Annotated in this window: 25 protein-coding genes and 1 pseudogene; 17 read left to right on the forward strand and 9 right to left on the reverse strand. The window is 63.5% G+C overall.

The window, feature by feature from the left end:
* Nucleotides 1–137: 137 nt before the first annotated feature.
* The 5 genes and pseudogenes from metH to AC57B6_RS30105 all read right to left on the reverse strand — a co-directional run.
* A pseudogene (gene metH / locus AC57B6_RS30085) lies at nt 138–2,867 on the reverse strand (methionine synthase); the annotation flags it as partial.
* 101 nt (nt 2,868–2,968) lie between these two features.
* Nucleotides 2,969–4,039, reverse strand: coding sequence for a homocysteine S-methyltransferase family protein (locus AC57B6_RS30090; RefSeq protein ID WP_491564417.1), 1,071 nt, complete (start codon nt 4,037–4,039; stop codon nt 2,969–2,971).
* 350 nt (nt 4,040–4,389) lie between these two features.
* Complete coding sequence (locus tag AC57B6_RS30095) at nt 4,390–4,647, reverse strand: BTH_I0359 family protein (protein ID WP_028198981.1); 258 nt, start codon at nt 4,645–4,647, stop codon at nt 4,390–4,392.
* Between the two features lie 428 nt (nt 4,648–5,075).
* Nucleotides 5,076–6,398 carry a DUF3108 domain-containing protein gene (locus tag AC57B6_RS30100; RefSeq protein WP_496422710.1) on the reverse strand — a complete coding sequence of 441 codons (1,323 nt, stop codon included), beginning with the start codon at nt 6,396–6,398 and terminating at the stop codon, nt 5,076–5,078.
* Nucleotides 6,399–6,574: 176 nt separating this feature from the next.
* Nucleotides 6,575–7,471 carry an IclR family transcriptional regulator gene (locus AC57B6_RS30105; protein ID WP_030099977.1) on the reverse strand — a complete coding sequence of 299 codons (897 nt, stop codon included), beginning with the start codon at nt 7,469–7,471 and terminating at the stop codon, nt 6,575–6,577.
* A gap of 124 nt (nt 7,472–7,595) precedes the next feature.
* On the opposite strand from AC57B6_RS30105, the gene AC57B6_RS30110 reads away from it, so the two are divergent.
* The 6 genes from AC57B6_RS30110 (at nt 7,596) to rfaE2 (ending at nt 14,193) form a co-directional block, all read left to right on the forward strand.
* Nucleotides 7,596–8,579: a fumarylacetoacetate hydrolase family protein gene (locus AC57B6_RS30110; protein WP_028198984.1), complete on the forward strand. Its 984-nt coding sequence runs from the start codon at nt 7,596–7,598 to the stop codon at nt 8,577–8,579.
* A gap of 300 nt (nt 8,580–8,879) precedes the next feature.
* On the forward strand, nt 8,880–10,100 hold the full coding sequence (locus tag AC57B6_RS30115) for an ABC transporter substrate-binding protein (protein WP_028198985.1): 1,221 nt from the start codon (nt 8,880–8,882) through the stop codon (nt 10,098–10,100).
* A 128-nt stretch (nt 10,101–10,228) separates the two neighbouring features.
* The gene (locus AC57B6_RS30120) at nt 10,229–11,125 is read left to right on the forward strand and encodes an enoyl-CoA hydratase/isomerase family protein (protein WP_030099974.1); all 897 of its coding nucleotides are present in this window, start codon (nt 10,229–10,231) and stop codon (nt 11,123–11,125) included.
* Nucleotides 11,126–11,316: 191 nt separating this feature from the next.
* Nucleotides 11,317–12,132 carry a PhaM family polyhydroxyalkanoate granule multifunctional regulatory protein gene (locus AC57B6_RS30125; protein WP_496422711.1) on the forward strand — a complete coding sequence of 272 codons (816 nt, stop codon included), beginning with the start codon at nt 11,317–11,319 and terminating at the stop codon, nt 12,130–12,132.
* Between the two features lie 585 nt (nt 12,133–12,717).
* Nucleotides 12,718–13,590, forward strand: a complete 873-nt coding sequence (locus tag AC57B6_RS30130; protein WP_028198988.1) for a ferritin family protein — start codon at nt 12,718–12,720, stop codon at nt 13,588–13,590.
* A gap of 120 nt (nt 13,591–13,710) precedes the next feature.
* On the forward strand, nt 13,711–14,193 hold the full coding sequence (rfaE2, locus tag AC57B6_RS30135) for a D-glycero-beta-D-manno-heptose 1-phosphate adenylyltransferase (RefSeq protein WP_028198989.1): 483 nt from the start codon (nt 13,711–13,713) through the stop codon (nt 14,191–14,193).
* An 88-nt stretch (nt 14,194–14,281) separates the two neighbouring features.
* Here rfaE2 and AC57B6_RS30140 read toward each other — a convergent pair whose 3' ends face one another.
* The 3 genes from AC57B6_RS30140 to AC57B6_RS30150 are packed head-to-tail and all read right to left on the reverse strand — an operon-like array spanning nt 14,282 to nt 16,291.
* The gene (locus AC57B6_RS30140) at nt 14,282–14,521 is read right to left on the reverse strand and encodes a hypothetical protein (RefSeq protein ID WP_028198990.1); all 240 of its coding nucleotides are present in this window, start codon (nt 14,519–14,521) and stop codon (nt 14,282–14,284) included.
* A 52-nt stretch (nt 14,522–14,573) separates the two neighbouring features.
* On the reverse strand, nt 14,574–15,389 hold the full coding sequence (locus AC57B6_RS30145; RefSeq protein WP_496422712.1) for a type III pantothenate kinase: 816 nt from the start codon (nt 15,387–15,389) through the stop codon (nt 14,574–14,576).
* On the reverse strand, nt 15,386–16,291 hold the full coding sequence (locus AC57B6_RS30150; protein WP_028198992.1) for a biotin--[acetyl-CoA-carboxylase] ligase: 906 nt from the start codon (nt 16,289–16,291) through the stop codon (nt 15,386–15,388). Before AC57B6_RS30150 ends, AC57B6_RS30145 begins: the two co-directional genes overlap by 4 nt.
* Before the next feature lie 106 nt (nt 16,292–16,397).
* Between AC57B6_RS30150 and AC57B6_RS30155 the strand changes: the two genes are divergently transcribed.
* The 10 genes from AC57B6_RS30155 to AC57B6_RS30200 all read left to right on the forward strand — a co-directional run bounded on the left by AC57B6_RS30155 (nt 16,398) and on the right by AC57B6_RS30200 (nt 25,136).
* Nucleotides 16,398–17,531: an MlaE family ABC transporter permease gene (locus AC57B6_RS30155; protein WP_028198993.1), complete on the forward strand. Its 1,134-nt coding sequence runs from the start codon at nt 16,398–16,400 to the stop codon at nt 17,529–17,531.
* Complete coding sequence (locus AC57B6_RS30160; RefSeq protein WP_028198994.1) at nt 17,528–18,406, forward strand: ABC transporter ATP-binding protein; 879 nt, start codon at nt 17,528–17,530, stop codon at nt 18,404–18,406. Before AC57B6_RS30155 ends, AC57B6_RS30160 begins: the two co-directional genes overlap by 4 nt.
* Before the next feature lie 16 nt (nt 18,407–18,422).
* Nucleotides 18,423–19,397, forward strand: coding sequence for an MlaD family protein (locus tag AC57B6_RS30165; protein ID WP_028198995.1), 975 nt, complete (start codon nt 18,423–18,425; stop codon nt 19,395–19,397).
* 33 nt (nt 19,398–19,430) lie between these two features.
* Entirely contained in the window at nt 19,431–20,057 is a 627-nt protein-coding gene (locus AC57B6_RS30170) for an ABC-type transport auxiliary lipoprotein family protein (RefSeq protein ID WP_028198996.1), read from the forward strand.
* A gap of 31 nt (nt 20,058–20,088) precedes the next feature.
* Nucleotides 20,089–21,246 (forward strand): VanZ family protein, encoded by a 1,158-nt coding sequence (locus AC57B6_RS30175; RefSeq protein WP_491564424.1) that lies wholly within the window; start codon nt 20,089–20,091, stop codon nt 21,244–21,246.
* A 151-nt stretch (nt 21,247–21,397) separates the two neighbouring features.
* Nucleotides 21,398–21,718, forward strand: a complete 321-nt coding sequence (locus tag AC57B6_RS30180; protein ID WP_028198998.1) for a (2Fe-2S) ferredoxin domain-containing protein — start codon at nt 21,398–21,400, stop codon at nt 21,716–21,718.
* 11 nt (nt 21,719–21,729) lie between these two features.
* Nucleotides 21,730–22,374, forward strand: coding sequence for an alpha/beta hydrolase (locus AC57B6_RS30185; protein ID WP_046566986.1), 645 nt, complete (start codon nt 21,730–21,732; stop codon nt 22,372–22,374).
* Between the two features lie 321 nt (nt 22,375–22,695).
* Nucleotides 22,696–23,925, forward strand: a complete 1,230-nt coding sequence (locus AC57B6_RS30190) for a D-alanyl-D-alanine carboxypeptidase family protein (protein WP_046566984.1) — start codon at nt 22,696–22,698, stop codon at nt 23,923–23,925.
* A gap of 13 nt (nt 23,926–23,938) precedes the next feature.
* Complete coding sequence (locus AC57B6_RS30195; RefSeq protein ID WP_496422713.1) at nt 23,939–24,895, forward strand: D-amino acid aminotransferase; 957 nt, start codon at nt 23,939–23,941, stop codon at nt 24,893–24,895.
* Complete coding sequence (locus AC57B6_RS30200; protein WP_028199002.1) at nt 24,867–25,136, forward strand: DUF493 family protein; 270 nt, start codon at nt 24,867–24,869, stop codon at nt 25,134–25,136. Before AC57B6_RS30195 ends, AC57B6_RS30200 begins: the two co-directional genes overlap by 29 nt.
* 22 nt (nt 25,137–25,158) lie before the next feature.
* Here the strand turns inward: AC57B6_RS30200 and AC57B6_RS30205 are convergent, their stop codons facing one another.
* The gene (locus AC57B6_RS30205) at nt 25,159–26,127 is read right to left on the reverse strand and encodes a transcriptional regulator GcvA (RefSeq protein WP_279225057.1); all 969 of its coding nucleotides are present in this window, start codon (nt 26,125–26,127) and stop codon (nt 25,159–25,161) included.
* Between the two features lie 98 nt (nt 26,128–26,225).
* Here AC57B6_RS30205 and AC57B6_RS30210 point away from each other — a divergent pair, with 98 nt between their 5' ends.
* On the forward strand, nt 26,226–26,552 hold the full coding sequence (locus AC57B6_RS30210) for a DUF2917 domain-containing protein (protein WP_028199004.1): 327 nt from the start codon (nt 26,226–26,228) through the stop codon (nt 26,550–26,552).
* The last annotated feature ends 103 nt before the right edge of the window (nt 26,553–26,655 follow it).

The raw sequence follows: 26,655 nt of genomic DNA on the forward strand, positions 1-26,655 counted from the left end.
GCAATTTTGATAAGCCGACGCGTTTTGGCCACGTCTGGCGGGGGTGAAGCTATTTCAGTCTACAAAGCCGAAATTTGCACTGCCGCAAATATTCAGCCTAGCGTGCCCGATATAGTGGGTCTCCCGCCCCGCAAGGCTTACAGCAAAGGCGCGAGCGCCCGCTCGGCGTCTGTTTTCGACAACGACATGCGTGCTGCGTAGTCTTCCAGCTGGTCCTGGCCGATCTTGCCGACCGAGAAATAGGTGCTGTCCGGGTGCGCCAGATAGAAGCCGGACACGCTGGCCGCCGGCAGCATGGCCAGCGATTCGGTCACGCTCATGCCGATTTCGGTGGCTTGCAGCACGTCGAACATATCGCGTTTCACGAGATGGTCCGGGCAGGCCGGATAGCCCGGCGCCGGGCGGATGCCGTGGTACTTTTCGGCGATCAGGTCGTCGTTCGAAAGACTTTCGGTGCTGGCGTAACCCCATAGATCGCGGCGCACACGGGCGTGCAAGGCTTCCGCAAAGGCTTCGGCGAAGCGGTCGGCGAGCGCCTTCAGCATGATCGCGCTGTAGTCGTCGTGATCCTTTTCGAACTGCTTTTCCTTCACGTCGACGCCCAGACCCGCGGTGACCGCGAACATACCGATGTAATCGGCCACGCCCGAGTCCTTCGGCGCGATGAAGTCGGCGAGCGAGCGGTTAGGGCGCATCACGCCGTCCACCACCGGCCGCACGCTCTGCTGGCGCAGGTTGCGCCACGTGAGCGCGACTTCCGAGCGTGATTCGTCCGTGTAGATCTCGATGTCGTCGTCATTCACCGTGTTGGCCGGCAGCAGGCAGATCACGCCGTTAGCCTGCAGCCAGCGGCCCTGGATCAGGCGCGCGAGCATCGACTTGCCGTCCGAGAACACGCGGCGGGCCGATTCGCCGACGATCTCGTCGTTCAGAATCGCCGGGTACGGGCCGGCCAGGTCCCAGGTCTGGAAGAACGGACCCCAGTCGATATAGTTCGCCAGCTCGTTCAGATCGAAATTCCTGAACACCCGGCGGCCGATGAACTTCGGCTTGACCGGCTGGTAGCCGGCCCAATCAATTTTGGTCTTGTTCGCGCGGGCCTCGGCGAGCGTGACCATCGGCTGGGCTTTCTTGTTGGCATGCTGGTCACGGATACGGTCGTAGTCGGCCTTCAGCTCGTCGAGGTACTTCGCCGCGCCTTCATCGGACAGCAGGCTGGACGCAACCGAAACCGAGCGCGAGGCGTCCGGCACGTAGACCACCGGGCCTTCGTAATGCGGCGCGATCTTCACGGCAGTGTGGACACGCGAGGTGGTCGCGCCGCCGATCAGCAGCGGGATCTTTTTCACGCGGAAGTAGTCGTCGCGCTGCATTTCGGACGCTACGTAGGCCATTTCTTCGAGGCTTGGCGTAATCAGGCCGGACAAACCGATGATGTCCGCGCCCTCGACCTTGGCTTTGGCGAGAATGTCGTTGCACGACACCATCACGCCCATGTTGACCACTTCGAAGTTATTGCACTGAAGCACCACCGAAACGATGTTCTTGCCGATGTCGTGCACGTCGCCCTTCACCGTGGCGATGACGATCTTGCCTTTCGCGCGCACGTCGGCGCCGGCTTCGGCCATCAACTTCTTTTCTTCCTCGATGTACGGGATCAGATGCGCGACCGCCTGCTTCATCACGCGCGCCGACTTCACGACCTGCGGCAGGAACATCTTGCCCTGGCCGAACAGGTCGCCGACGATGTTCATGCCGTCCATCAGCGGGCCTTCGATCACGTTGATCGGACGGCCGCCGGCTGCCGCGATCTTCGCGCGCACTTCCTCGGTGTCTTCAACGATGAAGTTGGTGATGCCGTGCACCAGCGCATGCGACAGACGCTTCTCGACGGGCTGATTGCGCCATTCGAGGTTCTCTTCCTTCTTCGCGGCGCCGGTCTTGAACTTGTCGGCGATTTCCAGCAGACGATCGGTGCCGTCTTCACGACGGTTCAATACCACGTCTTCCACACGCTCGCGCAATTCCGGATCGAGAACGGCGTAGACGCCGAGCTGACCCGCGTTGACGATGCCCATGTCCATCCCCGCCTGAATCGCGTGGTAGAGGAACACGGTGTGGATCGCCTCGCGTACCGGATCGTTGCCGCGGAACGAGAACGAGACGTTCGACACACCGCCGCTGATCTTCGCGTACGGCAGGTTTTCCTTGATCCAGCGCGTGGCGTTGATGAAGTCGACCGCGTAGTTGTTATGCTCTTCGATACCGGTCGCAATCGCGAAGATGTTCGGATCGAAGATGATGTCTTCCGGTGGGAAGCCCACTTCGTTCACGAGGAAATCGTAGGAGCGCTTGCAGATTTCGATCTTGCGCTTGTACGTGTCGGCCTGGCCTTGTTCGTCGAAGGCCATCACGACCGCCGCCGCGCCGTAACGGCGAATCAGGTTCGCGTGATGACGGAACGCTTCTTCGCCTTCCTTCAGCGAGATCGAGTTGACGATCGCCTTGCCCTGCACGCATTTCAGGCCGGCCTCGATCACGTCCCACTTCGACGAGTCGATCATGATCGGCACGCGTGCGATGTCCGGCTCCGAGGCGATCAGATTCATGAAGCGGACCATTGCCGCTTTCGAATCGAGCATGGCCTCGTCCATGTTGACGTCGATGATCTGCGCACCGTTTTCGACCTGCTGCCGCGCGACCGCGATGGCGTCGTCGAACTGGTCGTTCAGGATCATTCGCGCGAACGCCTTCGAACCGGTCACGTTGGTGCGCTCACCGACGTTGATGAAGAGCGTCCCGGTCGTGACGTTGAACGGCTCGAGGCCGGAAAGGCGCATGGTGTGATCGGTCATGGCGTGAGTGCGGTTCGGTTGCGTGCGGTTACGTACGGTGGCGTGCGATTACGTTCGATTACGTGCGTCGGGTTCGATAGCGGAACAGCGGCGGCTCAGCGGCGAGCCGCCGCTCATGCCGCGTCGCGGTATTGGCCCGGCCATTGGCGCGGTTTCACTTCTGCCAGCGCCTTGGCAATTGCCGCAATATGCTCAGGCGTCGTGCCGCAGCACCCGCCGGCGATATTGACGAGGCCTGCCTGCGCGAACTCCTTCAGCAATCCCGACGTATCCGCCGGCAATTCGTCAAAACCGGTATCGCTCATCGGATTCGGCAAACCGGCGTTCGGATAGCACGACACATAGGTGTCGCATAGCTTCGCCAGTTCGGCGATGTACGGGCGCATCAGCGCCGCGCCCAGCGCGCAGTTCAAACCGAAGGTGAGCGGTTTGGCGTGGCGCAGCGAGTTCCAGAAGGCCTCGACGGTTTGTCCTGACAGAATCCGGCCCGATGCGTCGGTGACGGTGCCCGAGATCATGATCGGCAGGCGCTCGCCGGTGTCTTCGAACAGCTCGTCCAGCGCGAACAGCGCGGCCTTTGCATTGAGCGTGTCGAAGATCGTTTCGACGAGGAACAGGTCGCAGCCGCCGTCCAGCAAGGCCTTCGCCTGCTCGTAGTACGCCGTGCGCAACTCGTCGAAGGTCACGTTGCGGGCGCCCGGATCGTTCACATCAGGAGAAATGCTCGCGGTCTTCGGCGTGGGTCCGATCGCGCCGGCGACAAAGCGCGGCTTGTCGGGCGTCGAGTACTTGTCGCAAGCGGCGCGCGCCAGCTTCGCCGATTCGAGATTCATCTCGACGGCGAGGTCTTCCATTCCGTAGTCGGCCTGCGCAACCGTGGTGGCGCCGAACGTGTTGGTCTCGATGATGTCCGCGCCCGCGGCCAGATACTGCTCGTGAATTTCGCCGATGATCTGCGGTTGCGTGATCGACAGCAGCTCGTTGTTGCCCTTGATGTCGCGCCCGTAGTCCTTGAAGCGTTCGCCGCGATAACGGGCTTCATCGAGCTTGTAGCGCTGGATCATCGTGCCCATGGCGCCGTCCAGAATCAGGATGCGCGACTTGAGCAGCGCGGGCAGTTCCGCGCCGCGCGTGTAGGCGGCATCGGCACGGGCTGGCTTGGCGATTTGAGCAGGCTGGTTCATGGCGGACGAGGGCTTGCGCCGACTTTTTCGGGAAACCTGTCATTGTAGCCGCTGTGGGGCGGTTCCGCCGGGCGCAGGCCGGGCGGGCGCGCACCCGGTCGCAACGGCGGCCGCGGCCGGCGCGGAAGCACGATGACGAAAACGAAATGTTGGAAACAATGGGTTGAAGCCCGACACAACGAAAACAACTGCGGAAACAACGGGAGAAACTGCTGCTGACACAGAACGGCCCAGTCAGGTGGAAGCCTGCTGGGCCGCGTTACTACTGAAGACCGACTTGCAAAGGCCGCCGGCTGAGCCGGTCGGCGCGGTCGATGGTTGTCGCCAAACCGTTACGTGAAACCCTTCGATTAGTGGAGAATCACCGGTTGATGCATCAGACTGTCGAACTGCCCGAGGAATTCGTCGACCTCGTCGAGCGACGGTTCATCTTCGATCAGTTTTTGCACGTGCTCGCGGAAGCTCGCCGCCATTGCACCGTCTATGTAGATTTCGCGCTGCATGTTCTTGTCCACGATCTCATAGCCTCCTGATTTCATGGCCAGAGGACCTTCCTGCGGCGGAAACTCGACGACACAATAGTTGGGGCTGTTATAGATCATTTGCATGGCGACACTCCTTATTTCCGTTGGCTCCTGGCCATTCCTGCGCCATAGGTGGAGCTTGTGGTGTGGAATTCAAGGGGTGGGTCCGGATTGACGCTTGTGAAGTTCCGAACCTACCGGTTAGACCGGCTTTCCAGGAAACGTTTCAAGCAGTGCAGCAAAACGGTGAGACTGTTCGATGGGCGTGAGACGAGCCGCATCGAGCATTCGAACTGTGCGCCTTCGAAGGCGTCTGCTATTGCCTGCATCGCAGCAGGTAGCGTGCCCGTACCGTGGCAGCCCACCATGGTCAACGTCACGCGACATACGGTTACCAGCTTACCGCGTACGCGGAAATCGCGCAGGGCTTCGCACGCCATGGCGTAGCCTTCTGACAACGTAAGTGTTAATTCTTGAAAATTTCTGCGATCTGTTCGAAACCCCGCTCGGGCTCAGGGTTTTTCAGGCAGGCTGCCAGGCGCGGTCGAATTGACCGATGACGCAGGTGCGGCTTCGGGCGTCGTCGCGGGTGCGTTGGTCGCGGAGGGCTGGTTCGCCGCGCTGCCGGACGAAATGGCGTCGCCACTACCCGCGCCGCCAGCACCGTTCGTAACGCTGGTGTCATTAGAACCGCTCGCCGCAGCACCGCTTTCGTCTGCATTGAGCTTGCCGCGCCACACGAGCTCGACTTGCGTGCCGTTCGGCTCGGTCTGCATGATGCGCGCGGGCAGCCAGCCAAGCGACGGCGCGAGCCACACGTCGATGCGGCGCAGATCGCCATCGTGGCGAGGCAATCGTTTGAAGTGACGCGTCTCGAGATAACCTTGCGCGGTGCGAATAGTCTCGTCGCCGATCGTTTCGATTGGCCAGTTCTCTCCGCTATCGTTATCGACGACGAAAAATTGCCGCGTCACCCCCGGCTTGTAAGCGGCAGGGTCGCCACGCACGAGGCTGGCAAGCTGCATCACCATGCTGAAGCGGTCTTGCGCGCCATCCGGCAGCGGCAGTGAAGCCGGCGTGCGTGTGAAGACGATCATTTTGTCGGTGCGATTGAAGATCGCCACGTCTTCCGGACGACGGCCTCGTTTTTCGATGTACTGTTCCGGCGCGAGGCCGAATGCATCGATGCGGCCATGGCTCGAATAGGTGAACGTGCCGACGAACGGCAGCGGCACGGAAACAACGATCTCATAGCTTTGCGCGTTGCTGGTCCAATGGATCGTGCCGGGCTGGTTGCGCACGCCGTTATAGAACGTGTCGTATTGCAGTTCCCCGGACGGCGGAACAGAGAATTTCACACCCGCTGCAGCTTTGGGCGCGCTGGCGGGGGCGGCGGCACTGGCCGTGCCCGATGCGGCCGCACTTGCATGGGCCGTGGCGTTGGAGGGGCTCGTCGCAGCGGCCGCGCTGGCCACCGCATCGGACGCGGCCGTGATCGCGGGTGCCTGCTTTGCCGGTTGCATTGCCGTCAGCACGTGTTCGCGAGGTTTGCTCGCCGCGGCCTTGTGCGTCGGCGCTGGCGCCGCAGCTTTGGGCGCCTCGGCCGCGGGATTGCGCTCGATGCGCTCGGGTGTCAGCAGGGCGACCTGCACGGGTACATGCTCGCTGTCCGCTGGATTCAGCGTCGCGCGGTTGCGTTCGACCCACTGCGCGGCAATCCAGTGCAGGACGGCCACCACCAGCAGAACCGCAAGCCATCGCGACACTCGCAGACCGGCGCGCGGCCCGGCGGGCGGCGTGCGATCAGTGCGGCGTGTGGCGGAAGGTGAGGACATGGCCGGGTGAATTCGAACGGGCAGACGGTAAAGGGGCGGGTTGGGGGAATTCCGGCTTCCCGGCGCGACGGCAATGGCAAAAGCCGCCGGGTCTGGAATTTAACGGGCCGCGAACGGCTTCGACCGGTCGCCGGCGCGCGATGTTCCTGGACTCGGCACGCCAGCACGTCAGCACGTCAGCGGGGCGACGCACTATACCCGAGCTCATACGAAAGCTTTTGCGCACAGTCGCGTAGGGCCGTATCGATCTCGCCACCCCAGCGAATATCGAACGCGCCTTCGTGACCGAGCGCGACCAGCCCGAGCGCGAGATCGCCGGTCGAGTCGAACACCGGCATGCAGAACGCGTGGATGGTCGGCAGCAACATGCCTTCAACACGCGCCGCTCCGTGCTGCCGCACCTCCGCCAGCACCTGCTCGACCGCTTCCGGCGTACGCGGGCCGCCCATGTACGACGAGCGGCGCGAGTCGGCCAGTTCGCGCTCCAGCATCGCGGCGGTTTTGCTCGACGGCAGATAGGCGGCAAACAGCAAACCCGTGGCCGAACTGAGCAGCGGCATTACGTCGCCGAGCTTGAGCGACGCCTTGGCCGGATGACTCGATTCCATCCAATGGACCATCGTGGGCCCCTGATTGCCCCATACCGCAATGCCCACGGTCAGATCGAGCCGGTCGCGCAGTTCGGCAAGCGCAATGCGCGCAAGCTTCACGCCGTCGACGCGAGCAAGCCGTGCCAGCCCCAATTGCAATGCGAAGCCACCCAGTTCGTACCGGCCCGACAGCGGATCCTGCGCGACCACACCGAGGCGCAGGAAGCTCACCAGATAACGGTGCGCTTTGGCCGGGCTCATGCCTGCCCGCTGGGCCAGATCGCGCAGCATCATCGCGCGCGGTTCGTGGGTCAACACCTCGAGCAATCTGAACCCGACTTCGATCGACTGGATGCCCGAGCGCAGTTTCTCCTCGCCGGCCTCGATGCTTTCGTCGTCGGATTCGGGTGCGCCGTGCGGTTCGAGCGGTTCAGCGGAGTCGGCGTCGGTGCGGATCGCGCCGGAGCGGGCAGTAGGCGGCATGAGCAAGGCGCACGGAGCGCGTTCAAAGGCAGTGAGAAGTGAGAAAGGGCGCGGGTACTTGGGCCGCGCCGATTCACCATCGTAGAATAGATTCCTTCTATCGTCACTAACGGTTCACTTTCCTATGAAACTTGCCACGCTGAAGGACGGCACGCGCGACGGTCAGTTGATCGTCGTGTCCCGCGACCTGCACACCGCGGCCATCGCCGACGCGATCGCGCCCACCATGCAGCGCGTGCTCGACGACTGGGCCTTCTACGCGCCGCAACTCCAGGACCTGTACGACGCGCTCAACCAGGGTCGCGCGCGCAACACCTTCCCGTTCGACGCCAGCGAATGCATGGCGCCGCTGCCGCGCGCGTTCCAGTGGGCCGACGGTTCGTCGTACGTGAACCATGTCGAACTGGTGCGCCGCGCGCGCGGCGCGGAAATGCCGCCGGAATTCTGGACCGATCCGCTGATGTACCAGGGCGGCAGCGACGACTTCATCGGGCCGAAAGACGATGTGCTGTGCGCGTCGGAAGAATTCGGCATCGATTTCGAAGCGGAGGTCGCCGTGATCACCACCGACGTGCCGATGGGCGCGACGCCCGATCAGGCGCTCAAGTGCGTGCGTCTGGTGACGCTCGTCAACGACGTCTCGCTGCGCAATCTGATCCCCGCTGAACTCGCGAAGGGCTTTGGCTTTTTCCAGAGCAAGCCGGCCACGTCGTTCGCGCCGGTGGCGGTGACGCCCGACGAACTCGGCGAGAGCTGGCGCGAAGGGCGCCTGCACCGGCCGATGATCGTCCACTGGAACAACAAGAAGGTCGGCCAGCCCGACGCCGGCACCGACATGGTGTTCCACTTCGGGCAACTTATCGCGCACGCCGCGAAAACGCGCAATCTGCGCGCCGGCGCGATTGTCGGTTCGGGCACGGTGTCGAACAAGGACGCGAAGCGCGGCTATTGCTGCATCGCTGAGAAGCGTTGCCTCGAAACCATCGAGCACGGCGCGCCGCAAACCGAGTTCATGAAGTTCGGCGACACCGTGAAGATCGAGATGTTCGACGAAGCCGGCAAGTCGATTTTCGGGGCGATCGAGCAGGGTATCGCGCCGCTGGACTAAACCGACTGATTGAGGCGCGGGTTTTTGCGCGAGACGTGGCATCGAGGCGGCGTCGGCACGTGCTTTATTTGATATCTACGAAAGGGTTTCGCCCGATGCCGGCGCCACCACGCGCCGCTACACTGACTGGCGCGGCGGCCACCACGGGGTAGCGGCTGTCCGTTGAATGTGAAACCCGCGTGAAACAGCAGGTGAGGCGGGCGCCGGCAGCACGCCGGTGCAACGCAGGCACAGCGTAAGCACAAGACAAGCAGCACATCGGCAGTACATCAAAACGAAAAACCGACGTGAGGAGACAGCATGCCGCGATTTGAATCCCTGGAACGAGGAACCCGGCGCGCTCGCGCCTTGAGCGTACGCGCAACACCATCCAAGCGCGGGCTCGGCCGCCTTGCCGCCGCGCTATGTGCCGCGCTACCCACCATCGCCCTGGCGCAGGTGAAGATCGGCCTCGTGCTGTCGCTCACCGGGCCGGCCGCGTCGCTCGGGATTCCCGCGCGCGACACGGTCGCGCTGCTGCCCAAACAGATTGGCGGGCAGAGCGTCGAATACATCGTGCTCGACGACGCGTCCGACACCACACAGGCGGTGCAGGACACCAAGAAGCTGATCTCCGAGAATCACGTCGACGCGATCATCGGATCGTCGATCACGCCGAATTCGCTCTCGATGATCGATGTGGTTGCCGACGGCGAAACGCCGATGATCTCACTGGCCTCGTCGGCGAAAATCATCGAACCCGTGGACGCTAAACGCCATTGGGTGTTCAAGACCCCGCAGACCGACGCAATGATGGCCTCGGCGATCGCCGCGCACGCCAGCGCACACGGCGTCAAAACGATGGCGTTCATCGGCCAGGCCGATGCGCTCGGCGAAACGTTCTACACCGAAGTCGCCAAATTCGCGCAGTTGCATCACATCGATATGGTGGCGAGCGAGCGCTTCAATCGCACCGATCCGAGCGTGACCGGCCAGGTCCTGAAGATTCTCGCGACCCACCCGGATGCGGTGGTGGTCGGTGCGGCCGGCACGCCCGCCGCGCTGCCGCCGAAGACGCTCAGGGAACGTGGCTACAAAGGGCTGATCTATCACAATCATGGGGTCGGCAATAACGACTTCCTGCGCGTGTGCGGCGCCGATTGCAATGGCACGTTCCTGCCCGCGAGCCCGGTGCTGGTCGCTGCGCAATTGCCGACGGATCATCCGGCCAAACGTCTCGCGCTCGACTACATCGCGCGCTTTGAAGCGTTGCGCGGAGCGGGTAGCGTGTCGGCGTTCGGTTCGTACACGTGGGACGCCGGCATGTTGCTTGGCAACGCGATACCGATCGCGCTCAAGCAGGCCGCGCCCGGCACGCCTGAATTTCGCCGTGCACTGCGCAACGCGCTGGAAGCGACGCGTGGTCTCGCGGACACCAACGGCGTGGTCAACATGAGCGCCACCGATCACCTCGGACTCGATCAACGGGCCCGCGTGATGGTCGAAATCAGGAATGGGAAATGGGTTTATCAACCGAATTGAGTTTGCGCGGGGAGTTTGTGTGAGTTTCGCGCTGACATAGCGCGAAACGGGCCGAACGAGCTGAACCTGCAGAAGGGGCTCTCAAGGCAGCGGTTTCAACAGATACATCGATAGACGGATTGCTCACCATGTCGCACGCACCACACCGTAACGACGCGTTTTACGCGCACTACCAGTCGCTGCAATTGCACCGTCATCCGCACGGCGTGCTCGAAGTCGTGATGAGCGGCGAGGGCGCGAACAAAAGCGGGCTGGCCACCGCCAACGCGCGGATGCACTTCGAGCTCGCCGAAATCTGGCGCGACATCGATCGGGATCCCGAAACGCGTGTCGCGATCATCCGCGGCGAGGGCAAAGGTTTTTCGGCGGGTGGCGACCTGCAACTGGTCGAAGACATGGCGACCGATTTCGACGTCCGCGCACGCGTGTGGCGCGAGGCGCGCGATCTGGTCTACAACGTGATCAATTGCAGCAAGCCGATCGTTTCGGCAATGCACGGTCCGGCGGTCGGCGCGGGGCTCGTGGCGGGTTTGCTCGCCGATATTTCGATTGCGACGAAATCGGCGCGCATTATCGACGGCCATACGCGCCTCGGCGTTGCCGCCGGCGATCACGCGGCCATCGTCTGGCCGCTTCTGTGTGGCATGGCGAAAGCCAAGTACTACCTGCTGCTGTGCGAGCCGGTGAGCGGCGAGGAGGCTGAGCGGATCGGTCTCGTCTCGCTTGCTGTCGATGAAAACGATCTGCGGCCCAAAGCATTCGAAGTCGCGCAAAAACTGGCCAACGGCTCGCAGACGGCGATTCGTTGGACCAAGTACGCGTTGAACAACTGGCTGCGCTCGGCCGGCCCGGCGTTCGACACGTCGCTGGCGCTGGAATTCATGGGTTTCGCCGGACCGGACGTGCGCGAAGGCGTAACCTCGCTGCGCGAGCGGCGCGCGCCGGATTTTGGCGGCGCGGACCCGTGGAGCGGGCGGCCGCGGCACGCGCCGGGCAGCGGGACCAGGGACGACGAAGGTTCCTGAAACCGGCGACCGGCGCCGCTTGTGCAACGTCTCCGCCGGTCCGCGCTTGAGGTGCCGCGTGAGGGGCGCAAGCGGTTGCCCGAAGCGCTGCCCGAACTCAGCGCGGTGCGCTGCGCCACGCGCGGTATGATCGAATCAGACGCGTCCGGGACGGCGCTATTTCCTTCCCTTTATGCAGCGAGGCGACAAGCATGACCGATACACCTGGCACCACGCCGCCCTTTCCCGGTTTCCCCGGGTTTCCGCCCGCTGAAATGCTCGAACACATGTGGGCCATGATGCGTCTCTCGCCGTTCAGTTCGGCGTTTTCCGGCGCGCAGGCGGGCGGTAGCCTCGGGCCGTCGCTGTCGATGATGTCCGACATGATGGCGCCGCTGACCAATGTCGAAGAACTCGACAAGCGCATCACGGATATGCGCGCGGTCGAGCAGTGGCTGAAGCTCAATCTGAACATGCTGCAATCCGCCATTCAGGCGCTCGAAGTGCAGCGCGCCACGCTCGCGACACTGCGCGCATTCGGTGCGTTCGCGCAGTCGTCGATGGCGCAGCCGGCTTCCGCCGGTGCTGCGCCGAGTCCCGCGCCGGCTGGCTGGCCGCATCCGGAGGCAGCTTCGGCCTCGAGCCCGGCTTCGAACAATGCGAACTCGTCGGCCGCCGCCGAGCCGGCAACCGACGAGGGTGAGGCCGCTACGCCGCCGTTCGACGCCTCCGCCTGGTGGAATCTGCTGCAATCGCAGTTCAACCAGATCGCCCAGTTTGCGATGACCCAACCCACTGCGGGCGCCTCCGCGTCAGGCGATTCGGCGACGGACTCGCCCGGAGCGGCGGGCGCGGAGGCGTCGGCAAAGGATGCGGCTGACGCACCGGATGAGGCCGCCGACGCCGGGCCTGCCGCCAAACGGCCGGCGGCGAAGCGGGCCGCGCCGGCAACCTCGACTTCGACTTCGACGGCCAAGCGTGCAAGCGGTGCGGGCAATACTGCGCGCGCGACGAAGAAACCCGTTTAACGGTAGGCGCGAAGCCGGGCGATGCAACCCATGCGATGGCGGTGTGAAGCCCGGTGGACTTTCGGCGCGGCGAGGCGAATTCGTCGCGTGTCATGGTTTTGACCCCGATCGTCAGTCACACTCCGCGAATCGGATTGTTTATTGAGAGAAGTCAATCGGGCACCAGAATTGCGACTGTTAGCGCGCGGGATCCGTATAGTCAGCGTGCTATCATTGTGTAAGCTTCATTTTGGCTTTTGGGCGCGCGCTGAAAACAACCAATCCAGCCGCCCTTGCTCCAATCGCCGCCGGTATCCCCGGCGCAGGGCTGGACGGTGCGGATTCATCGCAAACTGGCTCGACCTCAGGCATAGGGTATCCCTCACCCACGGTTGGCCGCGTAGCGCGTAACTTCTGGTTAGCGGCGCCGCGCAAACGGCTGGACTTCTTTGCTGTCCGATGCATCTAGGCAGCCGATTACCGCGTAAAATTGAATGCTTGGCCGATAAACGGCGCACAAAACGGTGCGTTTCGTTCGTCATCAGCAAAAGTGCTACATGTAGTAGTGACAGACACAGACAGTATGCGCAGAACAGGGGTGGGACTATGAACACCATGCTTTATCCGGAACTTTATAAATCGCTCGAATCCGTTCGATGGGACATGGAGAAAGACATTCCCTGGGACAAGTTCGATGCATCGCTATTGACCGACGAGCAGGCAGCGACGATCAAGATGAACGCGATCACCGAATGGTCGGCGTTGCCCGCCACGGAAATGTTCCTCCGTGACAACCATCACGACAGCGATTTTTCCGCATTCATGAGCGTGTGGTTCTTTGAAGAACAGAAGCATTCGCTGGTGCTGATGGAATATCTGCGCCGCTTCAAGCCGGAAATGTGCCCGACCGAAGAAGAACTGCACGCCGTGCGCTTCGAATTCGACCCGGCGCCGCCGCTCGAAACGCTGATGCTGCACTTCTGTGGCGAAATCCGCCTGAACCACTGGTATCGCCGTGCAGCCGAATGGCACACCGAGCCGGTCATCAAGGCCATTTACGAAACCATCTCGCGCGACGAAGCGCGTCACGGCGGCGCCTATCTGCGCTACATGAAGAAAGCCATGGTGCAAACCGGCGACATCGCGCGTGCTGCGTTCGCCAAGATCGGCGTTCTGATGGCATCCGCGCGCCGCACGGAAAAGCCGCTGCACCCCACCAATCTGCACGTGAACCAGGCGCTGTTCCCGCGCGACACGATTCAATCGCGTCTGCCCGATCCGGAATGGCTCGAACGCTGGCTCGACGAACAGATCCGTTTCGACGACGGCTGGGAAAAGAAGGTCGTGGAGCGGATTCTGCACAACCTGTCGATCCTGTTCGAGCGTACGTTCAACACGGCACAGGAATTGAACCGCTATCGCAAGGAAGTGGTCGCGCGCTTGCAGGCCGATCAGAAATCGGCTGAACAGCCGGCTTGACGATCCAGAAGGCTTAAGGTTTCAGGAACGGCCCGGCAGGCGTGAGCTTGCCGGGCCGTTTTGCTTCATGCCGTTCGCCGTGTATCGTGGCGGCACTTCTTTTTTCTTCGCGACTCCATCATGGCCGCTACTTTTGAACGCAAGATTTTTACGCGCGACGCGCTGGTGAAGCTTCGCGCTTCGATGGCCGCTCCGGTTGTCTTTACCAACGGGGTGTTCGACATCCTGCACCGCGGGCATGTGACTTATCTTGCCGATGCCAAAGCGCTCGGTGCTTGCCTGATTGTCGGCGTCAATAGCGACGCGTCTGTGCGCATGCTCGGCAAAGGAGACGACCGGCCGATTAATAACGAGGCGGATCGGATGGCTTTGCTGGCGGCACTCGAAAGTGTCGACTACGTGGTTTGTTTCGGCGAGAAGACGCCCGTTGAATTGATTTCGGCGCTGCGTCCGGATGTGCTGGTCAAAGGCGGCGACTACGACATGGATGTGTTGCCCGAATCGGCCATTGTGCGGGGCTGGGGTGGCAAGGCTTTGGCGATTCCCTTCGAGCATGAGCGCTCGACCACCGCGTTATTGAAGAAGGTTCGCGCGCAAGGGTGAGGTGTTCGTCCGGGTTCGGACGGTGCTTTCTTCTTTTCGTCGCCGAAGCGAGGCGTAGTGCCGGGGCCAGGCGCTCCTTGCCGCTTCTCTATTGCGGCAATGCCGATGCTGCTACCGGCGCCGCCGGCACTGGGCCGCCTACTACGGCCTGGTCGGCTGCTTCGGCTGCGGTGAGGGGTTGCACCTTCAACCATTCCGCGTGGAGCTGACGGTTCAGGTGGTTCGGCTCGCGGCTGCCGGCTGTGGGCGTCGGGCCGAATACGCCGCGCATCGCGACGAATGCCAGCATGTTGGCAAGAAACAATATGGCGATCAGCCAGCGCAGCATCGTTAGTCTTTCCCGGTCGATAAGTTCAGCCGCTGTTCCGGATGGCCGCGGCTCAGGCGCCGTCTGCCAACGTGCGATCGGCGGCAATCAGCGCGAGCCCCGATAGCACCAGCGAATCGTGGCGAGTATGCGGCACTTTGAGCGCACTTGTCACTTCGTCCACCGCGCCGCCGCTCACCACGAGGCGTACCGGCACTTGCCACTCGTCCTGCAAATCGCGCCACATGCGTTCGATCAAACCGGCTTGCGCCAAGGTGCACCCAGCCGATAGCGAACGCGGCGTATCTGTCGCGAAGAACGGGCCGTGGCGCTCCCCGCCTGACGTGGCATCCGCGTCGAGCAAGCCGCGCGCGGCGTTGGCGTCGAGCGTCGGCAGTTGCGCCGTGTGCTCGCCGAGCGAGCGCATCATCAAGGTCCAGCCCGGCGCGATCAGACCGCCGACAAAGCAGCCGTCCGCACGCAACGCTTCAAGCGTGGTCGCCGTGCCGAACGTCGCGATCAGCAGATTCTCGCCGGGAAACGCCGCGTGTGCGCCGATCAGGCCGGCCCAGCGATCGCTGCCGAGCGTACCCGGCGCCGTGTAGCTGTTGGTTACACCGCATTGCTGTGCGCAGGCACGGATCGTCGTGCGCGGCAGTTGCGGCCAGTGGGCATCGAGGAGGGCGGCAATCCGCGCCGCGACACTCTCGCCCGCCACGTTCGATAACCACGCGTCGCCAGGCGTCGGCAAACTCGACCAGTCAGGTCGGTCATTGCCGCCGTGCGCAAGCGCGCCGGCCGCGATTTGCGTGCCGTCCGGCTTGACCAGCGCCCACTTGATGCGGCTATTGCCTGCGTCGATCAACAGATAAGGCGCGCCGCGCGTCATGCAGCACCGTCGGCCAGACGCAGCGAGACGTCACCGGTCGCCACGGTCAGGCGGCCCGCAGCGGTGTCGAGCAGCAGTTGCCCGCGCTCGTCGACCCCTGCCGCCACCCCGCGTGCCAGTTCCTGACCTTGCTCCAGCAACACCACTTCGCGGCCTGCGTAGGCATGCACGGCGTTCCAGCGCGCCTGGAACGGCGCGAAGCCTTCGGCGCCGAAGCGCTGCAGCGCCGGTTCAAGCGCATTCAGCTCCGCGGCAAGCGTATCGGTGAGGTTCGCGTTCGGCAGCGCGCGTTGCAGCGCGGTCGGCATGGCGCCGCGCGCCTGCGCCGGCACGTCGGCATTCAGTTGGCCGACCTTGGCCGCGAGTTCTTCCGCGCCCTTCACATTGGTGCCGATACCGATCACGACAGCGCTCGCTTCGTCGGTGCTCCATGCGGTTTCGATCAGGATGCCGGCGAGCTTATCGCCTTCGAGCAGGACGTCGTTGGGCCACTTCAGCGCGATCTGCCCCGGGCCCGCGACGGGCAACGAGCGCAGCCCGTCGACCAGCGCCACACCGACTGCGAGGCTCAAACCCGCCAGCCCTTCGAGCGGCCGCGGCAGCACGCATGCCACGGAAAACAACAGCGCATTGCCTGGCTCCGCATACCAGGGGCGGCCACGGCGGCCACGCCCCGCGGTTTGCAGATAGGCGACCCGCACGATCGGGCGGGGCAGCGCGCCGGCTTTTCGCGGCAATGCCTTGACGCGCGTCATCAGGTCGGCGTTGGTCGAGCCGGTTTCCTCGACGATTTCGATCGGCCAGTCATGCGCGTGCGGGCCGAATAGCGCGACCGCGCGCTCCCGGTCGATCCGCCAGTCGGCGGCCGCGGCGGCTTGGGGTGGGGTCTTGGAGGCGTTCATGAGGCATATTGTAGCGACAGCGAACGCCGCGAGCCCACAAGCAGGGTTCATCCGCCGCGCCTTCGTTACAATGGCCCCTAATCCGATAACCAGATTGCAGCGATCCTTGAACTACGACACTCCGCCCGGCCTTGAAGTCGCGGCAGGCAGCCAAGGCAAGATCGTCCGGCTTTCGGGCCAGTGGACGGCGCTCGCGCTCGCACGCGACAAGGCCACCGGCCACGTGATCCCCTTGTTGCATTCGCTGAGCGGCGCCCAAGGCATTTACGAATGGGACCTGTCCCGTATCGTCCGGATGGACCACGTCGGCGGGCAGGCACTGTGGCGCGTATGGGGCCACAAGATGCCGCCGGACACCACGCTCACCGATACGCAACGTGACATTTTCGAGCGCATCGCGCTGCTCGATACGGTGCGCGAAAAGGTCGAACCGGTGGTCAAGGTCGATCCATTCACGCGCCTCGGTCTGGCGATTTTTTCGTTCTTCGAGCACCTGTACGGTGGCTTCGGCATGCTCGGGCAGGTCGTGATCGATCTGCTCAAGATCGTGCGCAAACCGAAGGTCACGCCGTGGACCGAAATCTCCGCGAACATCTATAACGCCGGAACCAAGGCTTTGCCGATCACCGCGCTGGTGGCCTTCCTGATCGGCATCGTGCTGAGTTATCTGTCGGCGCAGCAACTGCGGCTTTTTGGCGCGAATCAGTACATCGTCAATATTCTCGGGTTGTCGGTGATTCGCGAACTGGGGCCGGTGCTGTCGGCAATTCTGGTGGCGGGCCGCTCGGGCTCGGCGATTACCGCGCAGATCGGCGTGATGCGCGTTACCGAAGAGCTCGACGCCATGCGCGTGATGGGTATTCCTCACGGCCTGCGGCTGATTCTGCCGCGCGTGGTCGCACTCGGCGTGGCGATGCCGCTGCTCGTCATGTGGACCAACATCATCGCGTTGACCGGCGGTGCGCTCGCCGCGAAGATCGTGCTCGGCATCGACATGAGCTACTTCGCACGCGCGTTGCCTGGCGTCGTGCCGGTCGCCAATCTGTGGATCGGTTTGGGCAAGGGCGTCGCGTTCGGCATGCTGATCGCGATCGTCGGTTGTCACTTCGGCTTCCGTATCAAGGCCAATTCGCAAAGCCTCGGCGAAGGTACGACCACCTCGGTGGTGACCTCGATCACCATCGTGATTCTCGCGGACGCGGTGTTCGCGATCCTCTTCCAGAACGTGGGGCTAGGATGATCGCGCCACTCACCCAGGCCGTGCGCGGCCAACCGATGCCGGAGATCGCGGAGCCGGTGATCGAAGTGATCGACATCACCAAGCGCTACGGCCGCAACATCGTGCATCAGCATCTGAATTTCGACGTGCGGCGTGGCGAGATCGTCTCGATCGTGGGCGGTTCGGGCTCGGGCAAGACCACGCTGGTGCGGCAGATTCTCGGGCTGGAGAGGCCGTCGTCGGGAACCATCAAGCTGTTCGGCGAAGACATTTCCACCATTTCACCGGAAACCGCTTTGCTCATGCGCAGCCGCTCCGGCATGCTGTTTCAGCGTGGCGCGCTGTTTTCGTCGCTATCGGTGTTCGACAACATCGCGCAGCCGTTGCGCGAACTCGGCAAGGTGCCGGAGGACCTGCTGCGCGACATCGTGATGCTCAAGCTGGAGATGGTCGGCCTGCCGTGCAAGCACGCGTCGAAGATGCCGTCGGCGCTCTCGGGCGGGATGATCAAGCGCGTCGGTATCGCGCGCGCCATCGCGCTCGAACCCGAACTGCTGTTTCTGGACGAGCCGACCGCCGGCCTCGATCCGCAGGCGTCCGACGAATTTGTCGAACTGATCTCGGCGCTGCATCGCGCGCTCGGTCTGACGGTGGTGATGGTCACGCACGATCTGGACACGATGATCGCGCTCTCTACCCGGGTCGCCGTGCTGGCGGACCGCAAGGTGCTGGTCGCCGCGCCGGTCGAAGAGGCGGCGGGCGTCGATCATCCTTTTATCCGCGAATATTTCCTCGGCCTGCGCGGGCGCCGCGCGCTGCAGGCGCTGCCGCCGGAACGCCGCGCGAAATTGCCGCGTGCCGCGCTCGAATCGGCATCGTCCGAATTGCCGCTGTGAACCAGGGAACCTGAATATGGAAAACAAATCACATGCCTTCTGGGCGGGACTCTTTACGGTGGTCCTGCTGGCTGCGATCGCGGTGGCGGCTTTTTTGTTCAACGTCGACCGTTCCGTGCGGGTGCCGTACGATCTGATCGCCCGCACCAACGTGACGGGGCTGTATACCGACGCGGCAGTGCGCTATCGCGGGCTTGACGTCGGCAAGGTGCAATCGATCAAATTCGATCGGGATCATCCGGGACAGATTCTGATCCGCATCCTCGTCGATACGCACGCGCCGATCACGCACTCCACGTTCGGCAGCCTCGGGTTCCAGGGCGTGACGGGGATTGCCTTCATCCAGCTGGATGACAATGGGCGCGATCCGACGCCGCTCGCGTCGTCGGCGAAAGATGTGGCGCAATTGCCGATGCGTCCGGGCTTGCTCGACCAGTTGCAGCAACGCGGCGATGTCTTGCTGCGCAAACTCGAAAAAGTCACCGACGACGTCGACAATCTGTTGTCGCCGGAAATGGTTAGCCAGTTGCAGGGCACAGCCGCGAGCATTCAGAAAGCCGCCGACGGTGTTGCCACGCTGACTCAGCAGATGGCGCCGGTCGCCGGCAAGCTGCCCGCCACGATCAACACGCTGGATCGCACGCTGGAGTCGACCAACGCGTTGATCACCAGTCTGAACCGCCCGGACGGACCGTTCGAGACCAACCTGAACAAGGTCGGGACGGCGGCGCAGCAAGCCGGGGACGCGCTGGTCTCGATGGACAGTTCGATTCAGGAACTGTCGGCGCGCGTGGGTTACGACACGCTGCCGCGCGTCAATTCGCTCGCCGAAGACGTGCGCTCGGCGGCCCGTTCGGTTGACCGCGCTGCCGATACGTTCAGCACCAATCCGCGCAGCGTGCTGTTCGGCGCGCCGAAATCGGCGCCGGGTCCGGGCGAAGCCGGCTTCACGTGGCCCGCAGCCCGCGCTGCTGCGCACGCTGCTCAATGAAACGATTTGAAGGTTTGAAGAAGGAATATGGTTATGTCACGCTCGATTCACCGATTGTTGTCCTCGAGCACCGCGCTTGCGGTATTGCTTGCGTTCGGCGTGCTGGCTGCCGGCTGCGCCGGCAACCCCGCGGCGATCTCGGACATTCGCTACGACCTTGGGCCGCCGAGTCCGGCGGCCTCGGCCGGCACGTTGCCGGCAGTGAAGGTGCTCGATGTCACCGCGTCCGACAATCTCGAATCCGACAAGCTGATTTACCGGCTCAGCTACGCCGACGCGCAGCAGACGGCGTCGTATGCGAATAGCCACTGGACCATGGCGCCGTCGCAACTGCTGACCCAGCGTCTGCGCGGCGCATTGAGTTCGCGCGGCACGGTGCTGACCGGTGCCGACGGCGTGCATGCGCCGGTGCTGAAGGTCGATCTGAGCGAGTTCGAACAGGTGTTCGACAGCCAGTCGGAAAGCCACGCGGCTGTCACCGCGCGCGCCACGTTGACGCAAAACGGCAAGGTGATCGGCCAGCGCACCTTCATCGCACGGGCGCCGTCCAGTTCGGCGGACGCGGCCGGCGGCGCGCAGGCGCTCGCCGCGGCTAGCGACGATCTCGTCGCGCAGATCAGCGCATGGCTGGGCGTGCAGGCGCTGGTCGCCGCGCAATGACCAGCATGCAGCGCACGCAACGGAGCGCTGCATGAGCGTCAAATCCTGGCAGCGCCGCCCGTCGGCGCTTGCCCGGCAGGCCTTGGGGCTGTATACGGCGCTGATCGTGTACGGCTCGTGGTATCCGTTTTCCGGCTGGCGTTCGCTCGGCCTCGCGCCGTTTGCGTATCTGTCCGATCCCATGCCGCAGTATCTGACGGCATTCGATGTGATCACGAACGTGCTTGGCTACATGCCATTCGGCGCGCTGGTGGTGCTCGCGGTGTATCCGCGCTGGCGCGGTCCGCTGGCGGTCGCGTTGGCTTTCGTGCTCGGTGGATTGCTCTCGGGCGTGATGGAAGCGGTGCAGACCTATCTGCCGACGCGGGTTGCATCCAATCTCGATCTGGCGGCCAACGCGCTCGGCGCGCTGCTGGGCGCGGCAATCGTGTCGCCGGCCACGGGCGCGTTGCTCGATCGCGGTTTGCTGCGGCGTTTGCGGCTGCTCTGGTTCGAGCGTGACACGGCGGCGCTCGCGTGTCTCGTCGCCTCGTGGCCGTTCGCGACGATGTATCCGGCGCCGCGCCTGTTCGGACTGGGCAACTGGCCGCGCGAGCTTTGGCTGCGTTTCGATTCGACGACGCAAGATGCATTGCTCGCGTGGACGCCCTCGGCCTGGCACGTCGGCGCGTGGCCGGCGCTGGTCGCCGCCTGGTTGCCGGACGACGTGTGGGAAGCCGTGATCACGACGCTCAATCTGTTCGCCGCACTCGTGCTGGCTTCGCTGCCGGTGCGCCGCCATGCGCCGCTGGTGCGGCTGTTGATCGTGTTTATCGTCACGACCTTGTGCGTGAAGGCGGGTGCGACGTTTCTGCAATCGCAATCCGGTCTTGCGTTCGACTGGGCAACGCCCGGCGCGCTGGCGGGGCTCACGGGAGGCACCGTCGCGGCACTGCTGGCGTTGCGCTTGCGGCGCAGGTCGCGCGCGGCGCTTGCGGCCTGTGCGCTGACGGTGGCCCTGGTGTTCGTCAATCTGCTGCCGGTGAATCCGTATTTCGATGCCGTGCTGGCCGACTGGCGTCAGGGCCGCTATCTGCACTTCAACGGTCTCGCACACTGGATCGCGTGGATCTGGCCATATGCCGCGCTGGTGTGGCTCGCCTATCTCGTCGAACAGGTGTGGCTCAAGCGGCGCGCGAAGCCCGTATAGGCGCAGGCGGCGCGTGGGGCCGGTCGAGTGACTGCACATCGTCCGCCGTTCGGCGGCTGCGAGCCTTGCTCGCTATAATCGTCCGCACAACAGGCGCGCCACAGCGCCAGCAGCGCCACTCCCCACTCTTACAGGCCGGCTCCCGGACATCATGGACTCCTTCTACAAGCACCACGTCTTCTTCTGCCTCAACCAGCGTGAACCCGGCGCGGAGCGCCCGAGTTGCGCGAACTGCAACGCGCAGGAAATGCAGGAATACGCGAAAAAGCGGGTGAAGACGCTGGGCCTCGCCGGCCCCGGCCAGGTGCGTATCAACAAGGCCGGCTGCCTGGATCGCTGCGAACTCGGCCCGACGCTCGTGGTGTATCCGGAAGGCGTCTGGTACACCTACGTCGACAAGAGCGACATCGATGAAATCGTCGATTCGCATCTCGTGAACGGCAAGATCGTCGAGCGTCTGAAAATCGATTAATAAGCGTCGCCATGAACGTACATACCCAGAAGTATCTGATCGACGGCCCGGTCGGCAAGATCGAGGTCGCGCTGGATCTGCCGGACGACATGCGCGAGAACCGCGCCGCGCCGCGCGGCATCGCGCTGGTCGCGCATCCGCATCCGCTGTTCGGCGGCACGATGGACAACAAGGTCGCGCAGACGCTGGCGCGCACACTCGTGCAGTTGAACTATGTGACATACCGCTCGAATTTTCGCGGTGTCGGCGAAACGCAAGGCGAGCACGATGCCGGCAACGGCGAGCGCGACGATCTGCGCGCCGTGCTCGATCACATGCGCGCGCAAGCCGGGCAGGCTGATCTGCCCCTCGTGTTGGCGGGCTTTTCGTTTGGCACTTTCGTGCTGTCGCATGTGGCTGCGAGGCTGCGTGAAGAAGGCCAGGCGATCGAGCGGATGGTTTTCGTCGGTACTGCGGCGAGCCGTTGGGAAGTTGCACCCGTGCCGGAAAACACGCTTGTGATTCATGGCGAGACCGATGAGACCGTTCCCATTCAGTCGGTTTACGACTGGGCCCGGCCGCAGGAATTACCGGTTGTCGTGATTCCGGGGGCAGAACATTTTCTGCATCGCAAGCTGCACGTGCTGAAGCGGATCATCGTCGACGCGTGGCGCTAATTGACACGCGCGTGCGTTTTCAGGGCTACAGGTACGCGCAAACGCAAATTATTCGGCTCCCTTTGCTCAAAGATACCAGGATAGCGCGCGTATAATGGGCGCTCTTTTTTGGGCGCAGCATCGCCCACCCGGCAGTTCGCGCGACGCGTAGCTTCTTTCTCGCGCGCAGCGGTGCCGGATGCGAGGCGTGCTGCGCGAACCGATCGCGTGGCCGGAAGTCCAACGGGCGCTGTGCCGTTTTTTACGGCCTGACGCTCGCCGACCGGCTCCTCCAAACTATGCGCCCTGCGCGCGATGTATTTTTCCGCACGAATCGACCCTATGCGTTTCTCCATGTCCGGCCGCACGTCATTCCCGTCAGTTTCCTCTTTCGTTCCCCATTCGCTTAGCCGTGCCGTGACCCTCGGTGTCGTGCTGCCGGCCACGCTGGTCGCCAGCACGGCGTTCGCGCAAGTGCCGCCGCCCGCGGTGAACGCGCGCTCGTGGGTGCTCGTCGATGCAACCAGCAATCAGGTGCTTGCATCGGGCAATGCCGACGAACGAGTCGAACCGGCTTCGCTGACCAAGCTGATGACCGCGTACCTCGTCTTCGAAGCACTGCAGACGAAGAAGATCACGATGGACCAGACGGTGATGCCGAGCGAAGCGGTGCGTCGCGTGAAGACCGACGAATCGCGCATGTTCATCGAGGCGAACAAGCCGGTGACCGTGCACGATCTGGTGTACGGCATGATCGTCCAGTCGGGTAACGACGCGGCGATTGCGCTGGCCGAACTGGTGGGCGGCAGCGAGGCGCAGTTCGTCAACATGATGAACACCGAAGCGCAGAAACTCGGCATGACGCACACGCATTTCGCCGACGTGAACGGCATGCCCGACCCGCAGCACTACACCACGGCGGGTGACCTCGCGGTGCTGTCGGCGCGTCTGATCCGTGACTTCCCCGACTACTACAACATCTTCTCGGTCAAGGAATTCACGTACAACAAGATCAAGCAGCCGAACCGCAACCGTCTGCTGTGGATCGACCCGACGGTGGACGGTCTGAAGACCGGCCACACGCAAGCCGCGGGTTACTGCCTGATCGCGAGCGCCAAGCGTCCGCTGCCGGGCGCCAACGACGGTTCGCGCCGTCTCGTCTCGGTGATGATGGGCGAGACCAAGGAACACGACCGCGTGCAGGACAGCCTGAAGATGCTGAACTACGGCTACACCGCGTATGACACGGTGCGTCTGTACAAGGCGAATCAGGTCGTGGGCACGCCGCGCGTCTACAAGGGTGCGCAGGACACCGTGCAGATCGGCGTGAAGGGTGATCAGTACATCACCGTGCCGAAGGGCATGGGCGACAAGGTGAAGCCGCAGATCGAGCAGATCGATCCGCTGATCGCACCGATCGCGAATGGTCAGCAGGTCGGCACCGCGAAGCTCGTGGCGGACGGCAAGGTGTTGGCGCAATTCCCGATCGTCGCGTTGCAAGCTGTGCCGCAAGCCGGCGTGGTCGGCCGCGTGTGGGATTCGCTGATGCTGATGTTCAACAAGAAGAAATAAGAGCCTGCTTGCGATGACCGCTGTTGCCGATGTTTCGCTCGACCCGATCGTTTATCTGAACGGCGAGCTGGTGCCCTTGTCCGAAGCGCGTGTGCCGGTTCTCGACCGCGGCTTTATTTTCGGCGACGGCATTTACGAAGTCGCGCCCTTGTATCACCACGCGGGCGGCCGCACGGCGTTTCGCTTCAGGCATCATCTGGCGCGCCTCGCGCGTTCGCTGGACAAGATCGGTATCGCCAATCCGTTCGACGACGCCGGCTGGCGTGAGCTGATCGAACGCGTGGTCGCGGCTAATGAAGCAGACGCGGGCCTGCGCTCCGATCAGGACGCGATCGCCTACGTTCAGATCACACGGGGCGTCGCGAAGCGCGGTCACGCATTTCCGGCCGGTATCCAGCCGACCGTGTTCGTGATGGTCACGCCGCTGAGCTTGCCGGGCGCCGCACAGCGCGCACAGGGCGTGCGTTGCGTCACGGCTGAAGACCGCCGCTGGCTCAATTGCGATATCAAATCGGTGTCGCTGCTCGGCAACGTGCTGATGGCGCAGTACGCGGCGGAAAACGATGCGTTCGAAACGATCCAGTTTCGCGACGGCATGCTCACCGAAGGTTCGTCTTCGAATATCTGGATGGTGAAGGACGGTGTGCTGTACGCACCGCCGCGCAGCCACAAGATTCTCGAAGGGATTCGCTACGGGTTGATCGAAGAGCTGACGAGCGAATGCGGCATCCGCTTCGAAGCGCGCGAGATTGCCGAAGCCGAGTTGCGTGCCGCTGACGAGATTCTGGTCAGCTCCGCCACCAAGGAAGTGCTGCCGGTCACGCAGCTCGATGGTCAGCCTGTTGGCGACGGCAAACCGGGCGCGGTGTTTGTAGCGTTGTACACCGCCTATCAGCGCGCCAAAGCCAAGGAAGCGCAAGAAGCGCAGCAAGGAGTAGAGAATGAATCCCGCGAAAGAATCATTGCTTGAGTTCCCGTGCGACTTTCCCATCAAGATCATGGGCAAGTCGCATCCCGAGTTCGCCGACACGATTGTCACGGTGGTGCGGCAATTCGATAGCGAAGTCGACCCTGCACGTGTGGAAACGCGGCCGTCCAGCGGCGGCAATTACACGGGTTTGACGGTCACGGTGCGCGCCACGAGCCAGGCGCAGCTCGACGATATCTATCGCGCGCTCACCGGCCATCCGATGGTGAAGGTGGTGCTTTAACGCCGGGCTTCGTGCCCATGGATTACGGTGTGACACGCAAGGTGTCCACCGCCAGATCGGCGCTTGCTGCAGGCCCCGCCGAGCAAGCCCGCTCGAAAAGCTGCTTGAACCGTCCCACCTCTTCGAACACCCAGTCGCGGAACGCCTTGACGCGCGCGGTCTCGAGCATCTGCGGCGGGCAGATGAAGTAGTACTGCCACGGGCTCGGCCCATCCACATCGAATAGCCGCACAAGTCGGCCTGCCGCGATCTCGTGCATTGCCAGCGAACGGCGCGTGAGCGCGATCCCCTGGCCGTCGATGGCCGCCTGCAGCAGATTTGACGAATCCTGATACAGCACGCCGCGCTTCGGCTCCGGCCAGTCGGTGAGGCCGGCGGCGTCGAACCATGGGCGCCAGAGTTCGTCGTCTGAGCGCAGCAGCGGGACTTTGGCCAGATCGGCCGGTGTTTGCGGCAGCTTGCCGCCGTTGAAACTCGGCGCGCAGGCCGGAAAGAAGATTTCTTCCAGCAGCAACTCCGCGTGCAGCCCGGAATATTTGCCGTAGCCGAAACGGATCGCCACGTCGACGTCGTCGCGCGCGAAGTCGGTCAACGCGTTGGTGGACAGCAGTTCGAGGTCCCATTGGGGATGCTCCTCGATAAAGCTGCCGATGCGCGGCGTTACCCAGCGCGCCGCAAACGAAGACAGCATGGAAACCACCAGGCGCCGCTCGCGGTCGCCGGCGCGGATTTCGCGGGTAGCCTCGACCAGCGCCGTCAGCGCGGCGCGCACGCGCGTGGCATAGCGGCGGCCGGTGTCCGTGAGCCGGACGCGCTTGCCGTCGCGGGCGAACAGCGTGACGCCCAACTCCGCCTCAAGCGCGCGAATCTGATGGCTGACGGCGCCGTGCGTGACGAACAGTTCGTCTGCGGCGCGCGAGAAGCTCTCGTGGCGGGCTGCGGCTTCGAACGCCTTGACGGCGTTTAGCGGGGGTAGATGCCGGAGATCCATCGCAATATTTCTCACATAGAGGTGAAAATAGATCGTTTTGCGTAAACCCTTGCTACGCATACGATTGTAGCCATGAAACGAACTTTGGCGAGGGCATCATGCGAGAAATTTCCTCTAGCATCGCTTTTGAAATCCGTACAGGCGAAACCATTCCTATGAAGGTCGCGCGCAGCACCAAGCTGGTTGTGCACGGCGGTGCGGTGTGGGTGACGCGTAGCGACGACACGGAAGACTACTGGCTGCAGCCGGGCCATACCTTGCGGCTGCGGCGCGGCGAACGGTTGTGGTTGAGCGCCGAAGGCAGTACGCATGCGAAGGTCGCGTTTTCCGTGCCCACGCGTTGCGACGAACGTGCGCTGAACTGGTTCGCGCTGGTCGGCGAACGGCTGGCAGCCCGCATGCGTGGCGGCTGGCGTACGGTGTGAGGGCGCTGCAGTGCCGTGCCTGCGATGGCGAGCCGGCGCCGATTTGACTGCCGTTCGGGCGTGCAGGAAGCAGCGACACCGCGCTGGCTGATGCAGGCCCCTT

This window comes from Paraburkholderia sp. BGA-UO-ETr-F12 (genome assembly GCF_059567945.1).

What these genes read in the sequence shown, in the direction of transcription:
- AC57B6_RS30115 (WP_028198985.1), top strand. Translation starts at nt 8,880, where the DNA reads ATGCCGCGATTTGAATCCCTGGAACGAGGAACCCGGCGCGCTCGCGCC.
- AC57B6_RS30175 (WP_491564424.1), top strand. Translation starts at nt 20,089, where the DNA reads ATGAGCGTCAAATCCTGGCAGCGCCGCCCGTCGGCGCTTGCCCGGCAG.
- AC57B6_RS30185 (WP_046566986.1), top strand. Translation starts at nt 21,730, where the DNA reads ATGAACGTACATACCCAGAAGTATCTGATCGACGGCCCGGTCGGCAAG.
- AC57B6_RS30200 (WP_028199002.1), top strand. Translation starts at nt 24,867, where the DNA reads ATGAATCCCGCGAAAGAATCATTGCTTGAGTTCCCGTGCGACTTTCCC.
- AC57B6_RS30145 (WP_496422712.1), bottom strand. Translation starts at nt 15,389, where the DNA reads ATGACGCGCGGCGCGCCTTATCTGTTGATCGACGCAGGCAATAGCCGC.
- AC57B6_RS30165 (WP_028198995.1), top strand. Translation starts at nt 18,423, where the DNA reads ATGGAAAACAAATCACATGCCTTCTGGGCGGGACTCTTTACGGTGGTC.
- rfaE2 (WP_028198989.1), top strand. Translation starts at nt 13,711, where the DNA reads ATGGCCGCTACTTTTGAACGCAAGATTTTTACGCGCGACGCGCTGGTG.
- AC57B6_RS30150 (WP_028198992.1), bottom strand. Translation starts at nt 16,291, where the DNA reads ATGAACGCCTCCAAGACCCCACCCCAAGCCGCCGCGGCCGCCGACTGG.
- AC57B6_RS30180 (WP_028198998.1), top strand. Translation starts at nt 21,398, where the DNA reads ATGGACTCCTTCTACAAGCACCACGTCTTCTTCTGCCTCAACCAGCGT.
- AC57B6_RS30140 (WP_028198990.1), bottom strand. Translation starts at nt 14,521, where the DNA reads ATGCTGCGCTGGCTGATCGCCATATTGTTTCTTGCCAACATGCTGGCA.
- AC57B6_RS30100 (WP_496422710.1), bottom strand. Translation starts at nt 6,398, where the DNA reads ATGTCCTCACCTTCCGCCACACGCCGCACTGATCGCACGCCGCCCGCC.
- AC57B6_RS30095 (WP_028198981.1), bottom strand. Translation starts at nt 4,647, where the DNA reads ATGCAAATGATCTATAACAGCCCCAACTATTGTGTCGTCGAGTTTCCG.
- AC57B6_RS30130 (WP_028198988.1), top strand. Translation starts at nt 12,718, where the DNA reads ATGAACACCATGCTTTATCCGGAACTTTATAAATCGCTCGAATCCGTT.
- AC57B6_RS30170 (WP_028198996.1), top strand. Translation starts at nt 19,431, where the DNA reads ATGTCACGCTCGATTCACCGATTGTTGTCCTCGAGCACCGCGCTTGCG.
- AC57B6_RS30110 (WP_028198984.1), top strand. Translation starts at nt 7,596, where the DNA reads ATGAAACTTGCCACGCTGAAGGACGGCACGCGCGACGGTCAGTTGATC.
- AC57B6_RS30195 (WP_496422713.1), top strand. Translation starts at nt 23,939, where the DNA reads ATGACCGCTGTTGCCGATGTTTCGCTCGACCCGATCGTTTATCTGAAC.
- AC57B6_RS30125 (WP_496422711.1), top strand. Translation starts at nt 11,317, where the DNA reads ATGACCGATACACCTGGCACCACGCCGCCCTTTCCCGGTTTCCCCGGG.
- AC57B6_RS30090 (WP_491564417.1), bottom strand. Translation starts at nt 4,039, where the DNA reads ATGAACCAGCCTGCTCAAATCGCCAAGCCAGCCCGTGCCGATGCCGCC.
- AC57B6_RS30160 (WP_028198994.1), top strand. Translation starts at nt 17,528, where the DNA reads ATGATCGCGCCACTCACCCAGGCCGTGCGCGGCCAACCGATGCCGGAG.
- AC57B6_RS30105 (WP_030099977.1), bottom strand. Translation starts at nt 7,471, where the DNA reads ATGCCGCCTACTGCCCGCTCCGGCGCGATCCGCACCGACGCCGACTCC.
- AC57B6_RS30190 (WP_046566984.1), top strand. Translation starts at nt 22,696, where the DNA reads ATGCGTTTCTCCATGTCCGGCCGCACGTCATTCCCGTCAGTTTCCTCT.
- AC57B6_RS30120 (WP_030099974.1), top strand. Translation starts at nt 10,229, where the DNA reads ATGTCGCACGCACCACACCGTAACGACGCGTTTTACGCGCACTACCAG.
- AC57B6_RS30210 (WP_028199004.1), top strand. Translation starts at nt 26,226, where the DNA reads ATGCGAGAAATTTCCTCTAGCATCGCTTTTGAAATCCGTACAGGCGAA.
- AC57B6_RS30205 (WP_279225057.1), bottom strand. Translation starts at nt 26,127, where the DNA reads ATGGATCTCCGGCATCTACCCCCGCTAAACGCCGTCAAGGCGTTCGAA.